This window comes from Aquabacterium sp. (assembly GCF_004297345.1).
Taxonomy (GTDB): Bacteria; Pseudomonadota; Gammaproteobacteria; order Burkholderiales; family Burkholderiaceae_C; genus Aquabacterium.
Genome location: NZ_SCTN01000428.1, coordinates 1 through 16,277, shown reverse-complemented (window position 1 = coordinate 16,277; position 16,277 = coordinate 1). Strand labels below are relative to the sequence as shown.

Here is a 16,277-nt window from a genome sequence, read left to right as displayed (position 1 = left end):
GCCATGCGCACGGGCGAGCCCTTCACCGTGCTCAGCATGGATCTGGATGGCTTTCGCGATGTGAACGATGGCTTTGGCCACGCGGCTGGCGAAGAGGTGCTGTGCGAAGTCGCACGCCGCCTCAATCAGCAGGTGCGACTGGGCGACGTGCTCTCGCGCTTTGGCGGCGACGAGTTCGGCGTGGTCATGCGCCATGGCGCCAAAGACTCGGCGCAGGTACTGGCCAAGCGCATCGTGAAGGCCGTGTCAGCCCCGATCACGCTGTCCACGGGCGACGAGATCGGCGTGGGCATCTCGATTGGCATGGCCGCCTATTCAGACCGCGTTGAATCGGTGCCCATGCTGCTCGTGCAAGCCGATCAGGCGCTGTACCAGGCCAAGAAGCAAAACGAGAAGCGCTGGAAGATGTTCGTGGGCATCCGCTGATGCCCGTCTGACACGCGCTCAGGCCGCTGCTTCAACCTCGAAGACCCGCACCACATCAGCCAGCCGTGCGGCCTGGTGCTTCATGCTGTCGGCGGCAGCCGCGGCTTCTTCCACCAATGCGGCATTTTGCTGAGTGACCTGATCGAGTTGGGCCACGGCCTGCCCCACTTGAGAGATGCCGGTTGACTGTTCCTGGCTGGCCAGGCTGATCTGAGACATCAGTTCTTCGACCCGTCGCACCTCTGCCACGATGTCCTCCATGGTCTGGCCCGCCTGGGCAACCTGCACGGCCCCCTGCTCGACCTTGTCCACACTGCAGCCTATCAACTGCTTGATCTCCTTGGCTGCCTGTGCACTGCGTTGCGCCAGCGTGCGCACCTCGGCGGCCACCACGGCAAAGCCTCGGCCTTGCTCCCCGGCCCGCGCCGCCTCCACAGCCGCATTGAGCGCCAGGATATTGGTCTGGAACGCAATGCTGTCGATCACGCCGATGATGTCGTAGATCTTGCGCGAACTGCTCGATATCTCGCTCATGGTGCCCACCACCTCGCTGACCACCTTGCCGCCATGGCGGGCTACATCGGCCGCGCGCGCCGCCACGTCATTGGCCTTGGAGGCCGCTGCCGCGTTCTGACTGACGATCGAGGTCAACTGCTCCATGGAGGCGGCTGTTTGCTGCAGATTGGAGGCCTGCTCCTCGGTGCGTTGACTCAAGTCGGCATTGCCCGTGGCGATCTGGGCGGATGCCGTGCTGACCGACTCCACGCCATCGCGCACCTCGCTGACCACATTGCGCAGATGCGCGACCATCTCACCCAGCGCCCGCTGCAAGCGAGAGACTTCGTCTTGGCCGTGCGCATCGATCTGCATGGTCAGCTTGCCACGCGACACTTGACTGGCCAGATCTACAGCCTCTTCCAACGGCGTGACGATCGAGGCCGTGATGACCCAAGCCAGCAGCACCGCCAGGCCCATGGCCCCCACGACCAGCACGGCCGACACGATCATGCCGCGCCGATACAGGGCGCCCACATCTTCACCATCGGCCTGCGCCATGCGATCGTTGTAGGCCGCAACCTCCTTGAGCGACGCGGCCAACTTGTCAAAGCTCTTGAGGCCCTGCGTGCTCACCCAGTGCTGCGTGCGCGCCATGTCGCCTGACTGCGCAATCAACACACCCTCGTCAGATACCTTCACGTAATCGGCCCAGTCACGCATGGCCTGGTCGTACAAAGCCCGCTCATGGTCGTCGGCAATCGAGTTGGCATAGCTTTGGCGAAATTTCTCGAATTCCTCCTTGCTCTTGACCAACCGTGCGGTGGCCGCAGGCAGATCTTGAGGCGCCGTGATGGCCACCCGGTAATCACGTGTGCGCATGCGGGTGGCGGACTCGGCCATCAGCAGGCTGTCGCGGACACCTGCCAGGCGGATGTCGATCAAGGTGCGTGTCTTGCCATGGATGGTGGCGCCGCCAATGGCTGAACTCAAGGCCGTGCTGGCCATGAGCACCAGCACCACCGAAAACGCCAGCGCCAGCTTGCCGCGCACCGAAAACTGCCTGAGCAAAGGGATGTTCATGTCGGACCTTTCGTGAAACTGAGTGGCACGAACGGCATGACAGGCCAAACCTGGCGCGAACGTGATGCATTCAGTATCGGGATTCCCGGACGCTGATGAAAAAAGACAATGCGCTGCTTTTCACGCTTAATTTACTTGTAAACATACACATAAACATACGCGTAAGTTTTATGATCGATCGCATGGCAGGCAAACTCATAAATCGCAGCCGAATCGGCAACGCGAGTAGCCGCGTGAGACGCGGCAACGTCGAAGATCAAGAGGCGCTGCGGCGCGCCACGCTGGATGCAGCCATGCGCCTGTTTCAGGCTCAGGGGCTGCACGGGGTAACGATGCGCGCGGTGGCCGCAGAAGTCGGTGTATCTGCCATGGCGCTGTACCGCTACTTCCCCAACAAGGCGGGGCTGCTGCGCGGCTTATGGGAGTTCGCGATCACCGAGCTCAACGGGCTCATCAACGCTGCGCTTGCCAACCCAGACTTGAACTTCCGGCAAAAACTGCGCGCCGCGATCAATGTCTTCCTGGCCTACTACGAAGCGCGGCCGGACTACTACCGCCTGATCTTCATGACCGAGCAGGCCTACGTTGAATCGGTGGAATCACGTTGGACAGAAGCACCGATCTATCAGGAGGTACTGATGATGGCGCAAAACCTGAGCAAAGCGGTGGCGCAAGAGATCGGTGGTGATCCAGCGCGTGCACGCCTGGCCAGCGATCTGCGCTATGCACTGAGTACGGGTTATCTGCACGCCCGGCTCATCAACACACGCTATCCCTGGCAGGATTTGACGGCACTGCGTATACAAGCCGTCGAGCAGATCGCCACATCAGTGGAGAACTGCCTCAAGTGCTAAGGGCTGAGCAGCCCTTGATCATCGACCATCAGGTCGCGGCCGTTTCGACGGTTTGCGTGGCCTCCCACACCCCGCCATCAAAATCGTGGTCGCCTTCCTGCAGCTTCATCCAGTTGATCAACTGGGCCTGGTTCATGGGCTTGGCATACAGGAAGCCTTGCATCATCAGGCAACCAGCTTCACGCAGCCAGGCAGCCTGCTCGGGCGTTTCAACGCCTTCCGCCACGCTCTTGACGCCCAGGCGCTTGGCCAGCGAGATCATCAACTCCAGCAATGACGAATCAAAGCCAGGTTTGCCGATGGCCGACACGAACACGCGGTCGATCTTGAGCTTCTGGACCTTGAGATCCAGCAGACGCGCAATCGAAGAATAACCAGAGCCAAAGTCGTCGATGGCCAGACGGAAACCCAGTTCAGACAAGCGCTTGAGGATCACACTTTCCTTGCCGGCCTGACCGACCATGGCCGTGCTTTCGGTGATCTCGAACTCGATATCCGAAGGCTTCAGGTCACGCTTTTTCAAGGTCGCCAGCACATCGTCCACAAACGTGGGCGACGACAGTTCACGCAGAGAGATGTTCACGCTCACGTAGGGCAACTGGATGCGCTCGTTGCGCATGGCCACGAGGTCAGAACAAACCATGTCCAGAATCATCTTGCCCAAGGGCACGATCAGGCCGTTCTTTTCGGCGACCGGGATGAACTCCTCGGGTGCCATCAGGCCCCGGGTGGGATGACGCCAACGCACCAGGGCTTCCATGCCCCGGATGCCGTCATGCGCATCGAACTCGGGTTGATAGACCATGAACAACTGCCGCTCTTCCAGCGCCTTCTTGAGGTCACCCTGAACCTCTGCCTGGCCGCGCGAGGCGTTCTCCATGGATTCTTCATAGAACACCAGTCGGCCACGGCCCGTGCGCTTGGCCTCGTACATGGCCAGGTCGGCGCGGTGCAGCATGTCCCCCACGCTCAGCTCGCCACGCTTGAGCATGTAGGCGCCAATGCTCAGGCCCACATAGTCGGAAACCTTGTCGATCTGGATGGGCTTGGAGACCTGCTCGATCAGCACCTTGCCCAATTGCTCGATCTTGTCGCGTGCACCGATGTCCACCAGCAGCACGGCAAATTCGTCGCCGCCCAGCCGGCCGATCATCACGTCACCGAGGGTGTACTTCAGGCGTTGTGCCACGGTCTTGAGCACCACGTCACCGGCGATGTGGCCGTGCGTGTCGTTGATGAGCTTGAAGCGATCCAGGTCGAAGTACATCAGGCAACCATCGGTACCTTTGGAGACTTGCTTGGTGGACTCGTTATGGCGCTTGAGCGCAGCTTCGAAGGCCACCCGGTTGAGCACGCCCGTCAAAGGATCGCGCTCCGCGCCCAGCTTGACCTGCTGGGCCACGGCAGCCTTGCCCTTGACCTGCGCCTTTTGCACATGCAGGTACCACAGCAGCAGCACGAGGCCGAACACCCCGCCACTCACAGCCAGATCCATGCCGGCGGCCAGGAGCACAGGCAACAAGTCGAAGCGAACCATCACTGTGTAGCCGATGTTCACCTTCGAGCGCACGCTCACGCATTGCGGCTGGAAGCTGGCGGCGTAGTCGCAAGCAGCGACCGGGGAGGGGGCGTACATGGTGACGCACTGCGCACCAATGCAATGACTGAGCGAAAGCACAGACTCTCTGGGCTTCATGGCAGCCGCCAGTGAGGCGGGCGCCTGCACATTGACGCTCGGTGGCTGCTGCTCGATGAGCGCCAGCGCCGCCTGTCCATCGCCCTCCGCTCGAGAGCGCGCCTCGTACCAGCGAAGGAAAAATACCGCCATGCACAACACCAGCGCTGCCGCCAAAACCACGCGCATGGGTGTTTGCCACGTCACTTCGCTGGACGGGGCAGTTTGCACCGGAACCTGAGATGTTTGTTGAGGACCTGAAGCCATGCGAGCTTATCGGCAACTTCCGGCCAAAGATTGAGCCGTTGATGCGCCAAACAAGCTGCCAAATAAGTCGCATCTCCGGCAAGGATTCACCCACCGAAAACCAGCGACTTCGCTGCCTTACTTGTCAGACGGGCGCTTGCCTTCCAGCGTCTTGCGGCTGCGCTCGTTGATCATGCGCAGCTCGGCCAGCGAAGCGTCGATCTGGGCGCGCTTGGCCTCCAGCTCGGCAATGGCCTTGCCGGTTTTCTCGATCACGTAGTTGAGCTGCTGGATGCGGCCCTCACCGTGCTGGCCGTACATATCCAGATAGTGCTTGATCTCGGACAGCGGCGAGCCCAGCGATTTGGCGCGCAGGATGCGCTTGAGGCGCGCCCTGTCGAGCTTGCTGTAGACGCGCGTGCCGTTGATGCGGCGCGGCGCCAGCAGGCCCTTGGTTTCGTAGAAGCGCAGGGCGCGGGGCGAGACCTTGTAGCGCTCGCACACCTCGGCGATGCCCATCAGCGCATCTGCCGCGTGCTCGTCCTCGTCGGCCTCGAAAGCCCAGGACGGCACAGACCCGACCTCATCGCCGAACTCATCCATCAATTGATCGTCGGTTTTGGCTTTCAGTTGAGCAACCACGGAGGCACCAGATAACAAAAGTGAAAAGGAGGTGCAGTGCACGACACGTGACTGCCCGATGACGTGATTATCGCCGAACGGTGACGTTTGTCATAGGGGATTCACCCATGCATCATTCAGTTGACGTTAACGTCAAGCAAGATTACAGTGCAGGCAGTGGCCTTAGAGCCTTCCTTGCCAAGGATCCGAACCAAGATGCCCGCTCTGCGCACCGCCCTCAACACCAAATCCGAGTCCTACCGCGCCGCCGTGGCGCGCATGACCGAGCGCCTGGAACAGGTGCGCGCCCTTGAAAAGCTGGCGCGCGATGGTTCCGAATCCAAGCGCGACAAGTTCGAAAAGCGCGGCCAGTTGCTGCCGCGTGAACGCGTGGCCCGCCTGCTCGACCGCGATTCGCCCTTCCTCGAAATCAGCACCCTGGCCGGCCTGGGCATGCATGACGACGATGGCAAGAAGAGCGTGCTGGGCGGCGGCACCATCATCGGCATTGGCAACGTGGCTGGCAAGCGCTGCCTGGTCACCGCCAGCGACAGCGCCCTCAAAGGCGGCACGATTTCACCGATGGGCCTCAAAAAGGGCCTGCGCGCCCAGGACATCGCCCGCGAAAACAAGCTGCCCCTGATCTGCCTGGTCGAATCCGGCGGCGCCAACCTGATGTACCAGGCCGAGATCTTCGTGGATGGCGGCAAGAGCTTCGCCAACCAGGCGCGCCTGTCGGCCATGGGCATCCCGCAGATCGCCGTGGTGCATGGCTCGTCCACAGCGGGCGGCGCCTACCTGCCCGGCCTGTCTGACTACGTGATCCTGGTCAAGGGCCGCTCCAGCATCTACCTGGCTGGCCCACCCCTGGTGAAAGCAGCCATCGGCGAAGACGCCACCGACGAAGACCTGGGCGGCGCCGAGATGCACGCCAGCGTCACCGGCCTGGGCGAGTACTTGAGCGACAACGACGCACACGCCATCGCCATGTGCCGCGAGCTGATCGACAAGCTGCAATGGGATGAGGTCGAGGCCAGTGGCAAGAAGCCGGTGATCGCGCCCTTGTTCAGCGAAGAAGAACTGCTGGGTTGCGTACCCGCCGACGACCGCGAACCGTTCGACACGCGCGAGGTCATCGCCCGCATCATTGATGGCTCCGACTTCCTCGAGTTCAAGGCCAACTACGCGCCGGAGACCTTGTGCGGTCACGCCCGTATCAACGGCCATCTGGTCGGCATCCTGGGCAACAACGGTCCCATCCAGCCACAAGGCTCGACCAAGGCTGCGCAATTCATCCAGCTGTGCGATCAAAGCGGCACCCCGCTGGTCTTCCTGCAGAACACGACCGGCTACATGGTGGGCTCGGCTGCTGAACATGGCGGTGCCATCAAGCACGGCTCCAAGATGATCCAGGCCGTGGCCAATGCACGCGTGCCCAAGTTCACCATCACTTTGAATGGTTCGTTTGGCGCCGGCAACTACGGCATGTGCGGCCGAGGCTTCGACCCACGCTTCATCTTCAGCTGGCCTTCTGCCCGCACCGCGGTGATGGGTGGCGCGCAGGCCGCCAAGGTGATGGAGATCGTCACGCGCGGCAAGATGGAACGCGCCGGCATGCCTGTGAACGACGCGATGCTCGAAGGCATGAGCGCCGAGATCCGCAAGCGCCTGGACGCCGAATCCAATGTGCTGTTCGGCACCGCCCGCCTGTGGGACGACGGGATCATCGACCCGCGTGACACCCGCCGTGTGCTGGCCATGTGCCTGGACATGGCCATGCAAGCCGACAAGCGCCAGCTGCGCCCCAACACCTTCGGCGTGGCCCGTCTGTAAGCCCCGCCTATAGCCACCCGCTCGTTCTTTCCCCACACCACCCAGACAGTCGCCGCCACGCCAGGCGACACAGAGAGCCCCGAGGAGACCACCATGCAATTCACAGCCGAACACCGTCAAATCGCCGAAACCGTCAAGCGCTTCTGCGAAGCCGAGATCAATCCTTACGTCAAGGAATGGGAAGCCGCCGAAACTTTCCCGGCCCATGAAGTGTTCAAGAAGATGGGCAACCTGGGCCTGCTGGGTGTCAAGTACGACACCGCCTACGGTGGCCTGGGTCTGGACTTCTCCTACTCCATGGTCGTGGCCGAAGAGCTGGGCGCCATCCCATGCGGCGGTGTGCCCATGGCCATCGGCGTGCAGACCGACATGTGCACCCCTGCCCTGCACCGCTTCGGCTCCGATGAACTCAAGCGTGAATACCTCGCCCCTGCGATCGCCGGCGACATGGTGGGTTGCATCGGCGTGTCCGAAACCGGTGGCGGCTCCGACGTGGCCGCACTGAAGACCTCGGCCCGCATTGAAGGCGATGACTACGTGATCAACGGCTCCAAGATGTGGATCACGAACGCCACGCAAGCCGACTGGTGCTGCCTGTTGGCCAACACTTCCGAAGGCCCGGTCCACAGCAACAAGTCCATGATCATCGTGCCGATGGATGCCAAGGGCATCACCACGCAGAAGATCAAGAAGATCGGCATGAACTCGTCGGACACCGCACAGATCTTCTTTGACAACGTGCGCGTGCCTCGTCGCAACCTGGTCGGTGCAGAAGGCGCCGGCTTCATGATGCAGATGATCCAGTTCCAGGAAGAGCGCCTGTACGGTGCAGCCAACTCCCTGAAGATGCTCGACAAGCTGATCGACCTGACCATTGAGTACTGCAAGGAACGCCACACCTTCGGCACGCCGCTGATCAACAACCAGGTCATCCACTTCCGTCTGGCCGAGCTGCGCACCGAAGTCGAACTGCTGCGCTCGCTGGTCTACCGCGCCGTGGAAGAGTATGTGCAAGGCAAGGACGTGACCCGCATGGCCTCGATGGCCAAGCTCAAGTGCGGCCGCCTCATCCGCGAAGTGGCCGACAGCTGCCTGCAGTACTGGGGCGGCATGGGCTTCACGTATGACAACCCCATCTCGCAAGCCTACCGTGACGGCCGTCTGGTCTCGATCGGCGGCGGTGCCGATGAAATCATGCTGGGCATCATCTGCAAGTTCGAAGGCACGCTGCCCAAGAAGGCCCGCAAGTAATCAAACCAGGCGCCTCACGATGACCACCTCCACCATCCAGGTCCAGCAGGACAAAGGCATCTGCACCATCACGCTCAACCGGCCTGAAGTGCGCAACGCCATGTCCCTGGCCATGATCAACGAACTGTTGACCACGCTGCGTCAGGCCGAAGAAGACGCCGGCGTGCGCGTCATCGTGCTGCGCGGCGCGGGCGGGCACTTCTGCGCTGGCGGCGACATCAGCGACATGGCCCAGGCCCGCATGAAGCTGGCTGTGCAACAAGCAGAAGAAGCCAAGACCGGCGTGAAGGTGGCGGGCCCCAGCCCGGTGGCCCAAGTCAATGCGCAATTCGGGCGCCTGTGCCTGGCGTTTGCGCGCACCGCGCTTCCTGTAGTTACGGTGCTGGAAGGCACGGTGATGGGTGGTGGCTTCGGCCTGGCTTGTGTGTCGGATGTGACCCTGGCGCTGGACAACGTGAGCTTCCGCCTGCCCGAAACCTCGCTGGGCATCATCCCCGCGCAGATCGCGCCCTTCCTGGTGGAGCGCCTGGGCTATGCAGAGGCCAAGCGCCTGTCTGTCACGGGTGCCAAGGTCAACGCCCAGGAAGCGCTGACCATCCGCCTGGTGCACGAGGTGCATGGCAGTGTGGATGCGCTCAATGACGCCTTGCACAACACCATCGCCAGCATCATGGCATGCGGCCCTCAAGCGATCGGCACCACCAAGGGCCTGCTGGCACGTGCACGCCTGAGCACACCTGAAGTGCTGATCGACGATGCGGCCGAGCTGTTCGCGCAAGCCGTGCTGAGCGATGAGGGCCAGGAAGGCACAAGTGCCTTTATGCAAAAGCGCAAACCCAATTGGATTGCCTGAAACCGACCACGCCTTTTCAAAGCGCTTGAGTTGACATCAATATGATCAAGAAAATTCTCATCGCCAACCGTGGCGAGATTGCATGCAGAGTGATCCGCACCGCACGCAAGCTCGGCTACCGCACCGTGGCCGTGTTCAGCGAAGCCGATGCACAAGCGCCGCATGTCAGCCTGGCTGACGAAGCGGTCTGCATCGGCGCCGCACCCGCTGCAGAGTCCTACCTCAAGGTCGAGGCCTTGCTGGAGGCCTGCCGCAAGACCGGCGCCAACGCCATCCACCCTGGCTACGGTTTCCTGTCGGAGAACGCTGGCTTCGCACAAGCGTGTGCCGATGCGGGCGTGATCTTCATCGGCCCATCGCCTGAAGCCATCCGCGTGATGGGTGACAAGGCCGGCGCCAAGAAGGAAATGATCAAGGCTGGCGTGCCTACGGCACCGGGCTACCTCGGCGCAGACCAGAACGACGAAACCCTGATCGCCGAAGGCAAGCGCCTGGGCTTCCCGCTGCTGGTCAAGGCCGTGAGTGGCGGCGGTGGCCGTGGCATGCGTCTGGTGCACCAGGCCGATGAGCTGGCACAAGCCATCGTCAGCGCCCGCCGCGAAGCGCAAAGCGCCTTTGGCGACGGCACGCTGATGCTGGAGCGCCTGGTGCTTGATGGCCGTCACATCGAGATCCAGGTTTTCGCCGACAGCCATGGCAACGCCGTCTACATCGGCGAACGCGACTGTACCGCGCAGCGCCGCCGTCAGAAGGTGATTGAAGAGTCACCCTCGCCCGTGGTGAGCCCTGCCATGCGCGAAGCCATGGGCCGCGATGCGGTGCTGGCCGCCAAGGCCATCAACTACTGCGGCGCCGGCACCATCGAATACATCGTCGACCAGGACCTGAACTACTACTTCCTGGAGATGAACACCCGTCTGCAGGTGGAACACCCGGTCACCGAAATGATCTCGGGCCTCGACCTGGTGGAGTGGCAATTGCGCGTGGCCGCAGGCCAGCCCCTGCCGCTCAAGCAGGATCAGATCACGCTCAGTGGCCACGCCATTGAAGCGCGCCTGTACACCGAAGACCCCTACGCTGGCTTTGCTCCGCAGACCGGCCAGATCAACTGGTGGCGCCCGGCCCTGGCCTTGTTCGATGGCGTGCGCATTGACGATGGCATCGTGGAGGGTGGCACCGTCACCCCGCATTACGACCCCATGGTGGCCAAGCTCATCGTGCACGGCCGCGACCGCGACGACGCCATCCGCCGCCTGATCGCCACGCTGGACGATGCCCCCTTGCTGGGCCTCAAGCACAACGCCCGCTTCCTGCGTGATCTGGTTGACCACGAGCGCTTCCGCGCCGGCACGATGACCACCACGCTCATCGACCAATGGCAACTCGACAACGAGCCCATCCTGCAGCGCCCTGTTGCGCCCGATGAAGCCTGGCTGGTGGCTGCCGCCGTGTTCGCCGCCCGCCAGCAAGGACAGGATGCCGGCATCACGGCGCCAGCCCTGCGCGCAGACAGCGTCACCGGTTTCGACGTGCCCCTGCAATGTGATGCCACCAAGCGCACGCTGCGTGTGCAAGGCCATCGCCAAGGCCGCTTCGATGTGAGCCCCTCGGTCAAGGAAGTGCCGCACGCGATGCGCCTGATCAGCCATGGTGCCGATCAACAAGGCGATGGCGCGCGAGGCGGCGTGCTGCGCTACGAACTCGATGGCGTGCAGCGCCGCGTGATCGCCGTGTGGTGCGGGGAAGAACTGCACCTCGTGCAGGACGCGGCCGTGTTCGTGTTCAGCGAAGTCTCGGCCTGGCCGGATGCCGGCAATGCCGTGGACCCCAGTCGCGCACTGGCACCTGTGGCCGGCACCGTGGCCCAGGTTCTCGTCAAGACAGGCGATGTGGTCACCGAAGGCCAGCCCCTGCTGAGCATCGAGGCCATGAAGATGGAAATGTGGCTGTCCGCCCAAGCCCCGGGCGTGATCAAGGCCGTTTATGCACAAACGGGCGAACAGGTGCAGGCCAAGACCCTGCTGATCGACATCGAACTCACCTCTGCGAAGGAATCCTGATCATGGACAAGGCCATTCTGACCTGCGCCCTCACCGGCGTGCTCACCGACCCCGCTCAACATCCCGTGCCAGTCACGGCTGCCCAGATGGCTGCCGCCGCGCGCGAAGCCTTCAATGCAGGCGCGGCCATCATGCACGTGCACCTGCGCCGCCAGGAACCCGGCATGGGCCGCTTCCCCAGCTGGGATCCGGCTGTCGCCTCCGAAATCGACACGGCCATCCGCGCTGCCTGCCCTGGTGTCATCATCAACCTGACCACCGGCGTGGTTGGCCCGGACATCTCCGGCCCATCGGCCTGCATCCGCGCTGTTCGCCCCGAGATCGCCGCCTGCAATGCCGGCAGCCTGAACTACCTCAAGATCAAAGCCGACGGCCAATGGGCATGGCCGCCCATGCTGTTCGACAACCAGGTCGACAAGGTCAAGGCCATGATCGATGTGATGAACGAAGTGGGCACCCGCCCTGAGTTCGAATGCTTCGACGTGGGCATCGTGCGCTCGGTCGAGATGTACCAGAAGGCCGGCATGGCCGACTATCTCGAGTACAACTTCGTGATGGGCGTGGCCTCGGGCATGCCGGTTGACGCTGACCTGCTCAAACTGCTCGTGAAGTACCGCAAGCCAGGCACCACCTGGCAGACCACGCTGATTGGCCGCGAAGAGATCTGGGCCGTGCACCAGGCCACGGCCGAACTGGGCGGCATGCTGCGCACCGGCGTGGAAGACACCTTCTACCTGCCCGGCGGCGAACGCACCACCGGCAATGGCCAGTTGATCGAAGCCCTGGCGCAATGCGCACGCCGCGCCGGCCGAGAGGTGGCATCGCCCGCAGAGGCCCGTCAGATGCTGGGTTTGAAGGCAGCATCGGAGCACGGCGTCAAGGCCTGATCTTCTCGGTCTTCGGCCATACCAAGGACAGGCGAACACATCGCCTGTCCTTTTTTGTTGGCCGGCCCTCAGCTATTTAGTCAAACGCCACGCCCTCAACAGGGATTCCCCCCTTCACCCGAACGGGTAGGTGTTGCCACGATGTGGAACAAGCAAGAACACGCATCGTGCGGGGTGAGACATGAATTCTGAGATCTCAACCAAACTTGAGATCGAGCGCTCGCTGCGGCATCGCTCCCGCTTCGTGCAGATCGCGCCGAACCTGGCTGCGCACTACCAATCGCAGCGCGATGCGGACTTCAACAGGCTGGTCGATCTGTGGTCGCCGCTGCTCCTTCTGGCCTTCCTGGGTTGCCTGGGGTTCGGGCTGATCTTTTTCCGCCAACATCTGGCCGGCCCGGATCTGCACACCTATGCCTTAACAGAATGCCTGGCCGTGGGCGCAGGTCTGATCGGCCTGATCATGGCCAGACGAGCCCCTTGGCGAGGCAATACCGGCCGCTGGATCCCCTGGATGTTCGGCTTCATCATCGCGGTCAAGGTGGCATCGACCTTTCGATTTCACAGCGCGCAGTTGGCCCACAACCAGATCTACATGACGCTGATCGTGCTGCTGGTGGGCACGCTGGCGCTCCAGCAATCCCTGTTCTCGTCGTTCAAAGGCATGGTGATTGGCCTGAGCGCTTTCCTGCTGGCACCGTGGTCACACACCTCTACCGAATTCACCTTGCTGTTTCTCGGTCAATACCTGCTTGCTGCCTGCGTCTGCCTGTTCGTCAGCTTCATCCGGGAAGACCGCGACCGCGTGGCCTTTCTCCAGGCCAGGCTGCTGCATATCGAGAAGCTGGAAGTGAACCGGCTTGCTGGCGAACTGGCCGCACAGGTCAGCCGCGACAGCCTCACCGGCCTCTACAACCGCCGACACCTCGAAGACACACTGAAATCCGAATGGGATCGGGCTCGTCGCAATCGCAATTCACTGTCCATGCTGATGATCGACGTGGACCACTTCAAGCAATTCAATGATCACTACGGGCACCCGACAGGTGATCAATGCCTGCAGGAAATCGCTCGCGTGATCGCCCAGGTGGCACAGCGACCTGCTGACGTGGTGGCGCGTTTTGGTGGCGAAGAGTTCATCGTCCTGCTGCCGGACACGAAACTGGATGGCGCTATCGAGTTGGCTCGCATGCTGGTTCGAATGGTGGACGACGCGGCCATTCCCCATCAGGCATCCAGCACGGCAGCCTGGGTCACCATCAGCGTGGGCGTGGCGTGCTGCACGCCGCACGATCTGCTGCGCAAACAAGATCTGATGGAGGCGGCTGACAAGGCTTTGTACGAGGCCAAGCATCAAGGCCGCCATGGCTTTGCAATAGGCCATCCCCATGCCATGACCGAACGCGCAGCCTGATCTTTACGCTTGCAACAACACGCAAGTCTTCGCCTGTTTACACAGCCTCTGCCAGGGCTTCAACGGGAAACCGCAACCATTTGAAGTCCGAGAAGCATCTCCTTACGCTCGCTCAGGCGCCAGGCTTCAACACTGCAGCCTCATCAACCAGCGTGCATCCAGCCCGCAGTAAGGAGCCAGCAGATGAACGACGTTCGCCCCCCCGTTTATGCCGGTCACGACTCCGTGATCGTGCGCATGCCCATTGGTCGCCGACTGGTCCGCGCCATCATCACCCGCGAAGCGCTGGAAACCCGCTTCGCCGCAGGCCACAGCCAGCAAGATTGGGTCGAGGCCTATCACGCACATGCCCAGGCCATTGAGGCCGTGGTCCAGGACAAGCTCGCCAAGGCCTGCCCCGAACCCATCCTCATCTCCAAGTACGACTTCTGAGTCAGCGCGGAACCGCACCTGGCAGTTCCATCAAGCTCCCACTGTGGCTGACGATGTAGAGGCTGTCTGCCTGAAAGCCCTGCCCTGCCTGGCCCACGGCAACGGCACTGGGCAAGCTCAAGCCCGACACCAATCGGCACAAACTGCCTTGCGGTGTGGCACGCCAAATTTCACCGCTGAAGTAGGCCACCACATAGAGGTTGCCGTGCTCGTCGATCGTCAAGCCATCCAGGCCGGCCAGGCTGCGCTGCGACGGCACCTTGGCGTGATCACGTACCTGCCCATCGGCCAGGTTGACAGCCTTGATGCCGGCCGGCAAGAACTGGTTGACGTACAAGGTGCGCCCGTCCTTGCTCAACGCCAGGCCATTGCTGTTCTGTGCCAGCCACTTGCGCTGCACCGTGCCGTCTGGCAAGACCCTGTCCAGGCTCTTGCCCAGGTCATCCGAGGCGTAGTAGGTGCCCTCGGCCGAACGCACCAGCCCGTTGGCCATCGACAGCCCCTTGATCACCGGCGTGACCACACCGGTATCCAGGTTCACACGGGCAACGCCCGCCAGGCCCAGTGAAGGTACGAGCCCACCCAGGCCGTTACCCGTCCCGATCATGATCTCGTGCTCAGTGTTGACCACGATGCCGCCTGGCCAGGTCAAACCTTCGGCGACCACCACGGGCCCTGACGACGGCGAATCCTTGCGCTGAACCTTGCCGCTGAAGTTGTTGCCGAAAACCAGCCTGCCCGAGGGCAAAAAGGCCAACGATTCGATCGCGCCCTGATTGTCGTCGAGCACGCGCAAAGCACCCACGTCAGCGCAATCAGGCATGCCCGGGTCTGAGGCCTGCGCAGCGCTCACCCAAACTGCCAGCGCCAGCACGCGGGCAGCCCACAAGGTGGCCGATCTGGCCTGTGCCACTTTCAATCCCAACATGGTGTGTCTCCTCGGTATGTGGTGTCATGCGCACCATTAAAGTGATATGAGAATCACTTCATACTAAAGAGTCGCCGGGAGATTGACGACAGGGTTATTACGGGGGTGGTTGAATGCGTATCATCCAGGCACACGCCCCGTGCTCAAGCTCAAGCGCCTGCCAATACCTTTGCAGTGAACGCTTCTGATGCTTCGACGGGGTCGCCTGTATGCTCGAACGCGGTCAACCAATCCTGGTATCGCCCCATTTCAGTGTGCTGCCATGGATGAAAGCCAGGCTTGAAGTAGGAGAGGTAGTACCCCAAGGCAGGCAGGAACACGCCTCCGGGCTTGTACAACCACCACGCGCCCTTGAGCAGCATCTTCGCGCGCTGCAGCAAACTGAAGCCATCGTCCTTGAGCATCCGGTTGACCATGTACCAGTTGCCGATGGGGTACTCGATGCTGAAGTAGATCAGCCCGGCAATGCGGGTGAAGTAGCCCGCCTTGGCCACCTTGGTCAACACGTCAAAGCACACCGCCTTGTGCTCAACCTCCTCGATCGAGTGCCAGGTGTAGACCGCACGCATGCGGTGATCGAACGGCTCGATGATGTCTGCGCGCTCCATGAAGGTCGTGCACATCATGGCGGTCATGTGCTCAGCCGCTGCCGTGTAAGACAGGTTGAACGCCTTGGACCACCTGGCCAGTTGGAACTTGAACTTGCGATCCAGGAAGCGCTGCGTCCAGGCCACGTTCAGGCCCTGCTTTTCGAGCATGGCGTTGAACTCCGTGTGCACCATGCCGTGCTGGGCCTCCTGGCGCGTGAAGTCTTTGACCTCTTGCAGCAGGTGGGGATCGGCGATCTGGTCGCGATATGCCCTCACCGTGCTGATGAAGTAACGCTCTCCGATGGGAAACGTCAGCGACATCGCATCAAAGAAACGTGTTTTGAACGCGTCGCCGCCATTCCAGAACCGGGGAATGCCACTACCGAGTTGGAAATCCAGCTTCTCGCGGGGCTTGATCGGGCGGATGTGTGTCTCGTGGCTCATGTCTTGTCTCCTCGGTTGCCAGAGGTGGATTGCACACAGGCCGGCTTGATCGGGGCAGCCAAAGCTGTGCCCGGTCCGACAGAAGCATGGCCACAACACGTCGAGACACTCCCGCCGCCCTTCGGGCCCTCACACTGGTGGCGCCGCTGGTATGCTGAGCCCATGGGAAGCGCTTTGCAACAAGA

Annotated in this window: 14 protein-coding genes; 9 read left to right on the top strand and 5 right to left on the bottom strand. The window is 62.1% G+C overall.

The features are described from left to right. Positions 1–426 (top strand): GGDEF domain-containing protein (locus tag EPO09_RS16590; protein WP_290644605.1); only part of this gene is annotated, 426 nt, incomplete at its 5' end. Between the two features lie 18 nt (positions 427–444). On the opposite strand, the gene EPO09_RS16585 is transcribed toward EPO09_RS16590, so the two are convergent. Next, positions 445–2,004: a methyl-accepting chemotaxis protein gene (locus EPO09_RS16585; RefSeq protein WP_290644603.1), complete on the bottom strand. Its 1,560-nt coding sequence runs from the start codon at positions 2,002–2,004 to the stop codon at positions 445–447. A gap of 95 nt (positions 2,005–2,099) precedes the next feature. On the opposite strand from EPO09_RS16585, the gene EPO09_RS16580 reads away from it, so the two are divergent. After that, the gene (locus EPO09_RS16580; protein ID WP_290644601.1) at positions 2,100–2,858 is read left to right on the top strand and encodes a TetR/AcrR family transcriptional regulator; all 759 of its coding nucleotides are present in this window, start codon (positions 2,100–2,102) and stop codon (positions 2,856–2,858) included. A gap of 28 nt (positions 2,859–2,886) precedes the next feature. On the opposite strand, the gene EPO09_RS16575 is transcribed toward EPO09_RS16580, so the two are convergent. After that, the gene (locus EPO09_RS16575) at positions 2,887–4,722 is read right to left on the bottom strand and encodes a bifunctional diguanylate cyclase/phosphodiesterase (RefSeq protein ID WP_290644599.1); all 1,836 of its coding nucleotides are present in this window, start codon (positions 4,720–4,722) and stop codon (positions 2,887–2,889) included. A gap of 195 nt (positions 4,723–4,917) precedes the next feature. Then, positions 4,918–5,421 (bottom strand): MerR family DNA-binding transcriptional regulator, encoded by a 504-nt coding sequence (locus EPO09_RS16570; RefSeq protein WP_290644597.1) that lies wholly within the window; start codon positions 5,419–5,421, stop codon positions 4,918–4,920. A 195-nt stretch (positions 5,422–5,616) separates the two neighbouring features. Between EPO09_RS16570 and EPO09_RS16565 the strand changes: the two genes are divergently transcribed. From EPO09_RS16565 to EPO09_RS16535, 7 genes are all read left to right on the top strand, one after another. After that, positions 5,617–7,233, top strand: a complete 1,617-nt coding sequence (locus EPO09_RS16565) for an acyl-CoA carboxylase subunit beta (RefSeq protein ID WP_290644595.1) — start codon at positions 5,617–5,619, stop codon at positions 7,231–7,233. A 93-nt stretch (positions 7,234–7,326) separates the two neighbouring features. Continuing rightward, on the top strand, positions 7,327–8,484 hold the full coding sequence (locus EPO09_RS16560; RefSeq protein ID WP_290644593.1) for an acyl-CoA dehydrogenase family protein: 1,158 nt from the start codon (positions 7,327–7,329) through the stop codon (positions 8,482–8,484). 19 nt (positions 8,485–8,503) lie between these two features. Then, entirely contained in the window at positions 8,504–9,337 is an 834-nt protein-coding gene (locus tag EPO09_RS16555; RefSeq protein WP_290644591.1) for an enoyl-CoA hydratase/isomerase family protein, read from the top strand. 41 nt (positions 9,338–9,378) lie between these two features. Beyond that, a complete protein-coding gene (locus EPO09_RS16550; protein WP_290644589.1) occupies positions 9,379–11,397 on the top strand; it encodes an acetyl/propionyl/methylcrotonyl-CoA carboxylase subunit alpha in 2,019 nt (672 codons plus the stop codon). A gap of 2 nt (positions 11,398–11,399) precedes the next feature. Further along, a complete protein-coding gene (locus EPO09_RS16545; protein ID WP_290644587.1) occupies positions 11,400–12,284 on the top strand; it encodes a 3-keto-5-aminohexanoate cleavage protein in 885 nt (294 codons plus the stop codon). 181 nt (positions 12,285–12,465) lie between these two features. After that, the gene (locus EPO09_RS16540; protein WP_290644585.1) at positions 12,466–13,698 is read left to right on the top strand and encodes a diguanylate cyclase; all 1,233 of its coding nucleotides are present in this window, start codon (positions 12,466–12,468) and stop codon (positions 13,696–13,698) included. 183 nt (positions 13,699–13,881) lie between these two features. Next, the gene (locus EPO09_RS16535; RefSeq protein WP_290644583.1) at positions 13,882–14,130 is read left to right on the top strand and encodes a DUF1488 family protein; all 249 of its coding nucleotides are present in this window, start codon (positions 13,882–13,884) and stop codon (positions 14,128–14,130) included. Position 14,131: 1 nt separating this feature from the next. Here the strand turns inward: EPO09_RS16535 and EPO09_RS16530 are convergent, their stop codons facing one another. Together EPO09_RS16530 and EPO09_RS16525 are read right to left on the bottom strand one after the other, a co-directional pair. Next, positions 14,132–15,058 carry an SMP-30/gluconolactonase/LRE family protein gene (locus EPO09_RS16530; protein WP_290644581.1) on the bottom strand — a complete coding sequence of 309 codons (927 nt, stop codon included), beginning with the start codon at positions 15,056–15,058 and terminating at the stop codon, positions 14,132–14,134. Between the two features lie 149 nt (positions 15,059–15,207). Beyond that, positions 15,208–16,092 carry a metal-dependent hydrolase gene (locus EPO09_RS16525; RefSeq protein ID WP_290644579.1) on the bottom strand — a complete coding sequence of 295 codons (885 nt, stop codon included), beginning with the start codon at positions 16,090–16,092 and terminating at the stop codon, positions 15,208–15,210. Positions 16,093–16,277: the final 185 nt, after the last annotated feature.

Coding starts and splice junctions, on each gene's coding strand:
- EPO09_RS16585 (WP_290644603.1), bottom strand. CDS start 2,004: ATGAACATCCCTTTGCTCAGGCAGTTTTCGGTGCGCGGCAAGCTGGCG.
- EPO09_RS16580 (WP_290644601.1), top strand. CDS start 2,100: ATGAAAAAAGACAATGCGCTGCTTTTCACGCTTAATTTACTTGTAAAC.
- EPO09_RS16575 (WP_290644599.1), bottom strand. CDS start 4,722: ATGCGCGTGGTTTTGGCGGCAGCGCTGGTGTTGTGCATGGCGGTATTT.
- EPO09_RS16565 (WP_290644595.1), top strand. CDS start 5,617: ATGCCCGCTCTGCGCACCGCCCTCAACACCAAATCCGAGTCCTACCGC.
- EPO09_RS16560 (WP_290644593.1), top strand. CDS start 7,327: ATGCAATTCACAGCCGAACACCGTCAAATCGCCGAAACCGTCAAGCGC.
- EPO09_RS16555 (WP_290644591.1), top strand. CDS start 8,504: ATGACCACCTCCACCATCCAGGTCCAGCAGGACAAAGGCATCTGCACC.
- EPO09_RS16550 (WP_290644589.1), top strand. CDS start 9,379: ATGATCAAGAAAATTCTCATCGCCAACCGTGGCGAGATTGCATGCAGA.
- EPO09_RS16545 (WP_290644587.1), top strand. CDS start 11,400: ATGGACAAGGCCATTCTGACCTGCGCCCTCACCGGCGTGCTCACCGAC.
- EPO09_RS16540 (WP_290644585.1), top strand. CDS start 12,466: ATGAATTCTGAGATCTCAACCAAACTTGAGATCGAGCGCTCGCTGCGG.
- EPO09_RS16535 (WP_290644583.1), top strand. CDS start 13,882: ATGAACGACGTTCGCCCCCCCGTTTATGCCGGTCACGACTCCGTGATC.
- EPO09_RS16530 (WP_290644581.1), bottom strand. CDS start 15,058: ATGTTGGGATTGAAAGTGGCACAGGCCAGATCGGCCACCTTGTGGGCT.
- EPO09_RS16525 (WP_290644579.1), bottom strand. CDS start 16,092: ATGAGCCACGAGACACACATCCGCCCGATCAAGCCCCGCGAGAAGCTG.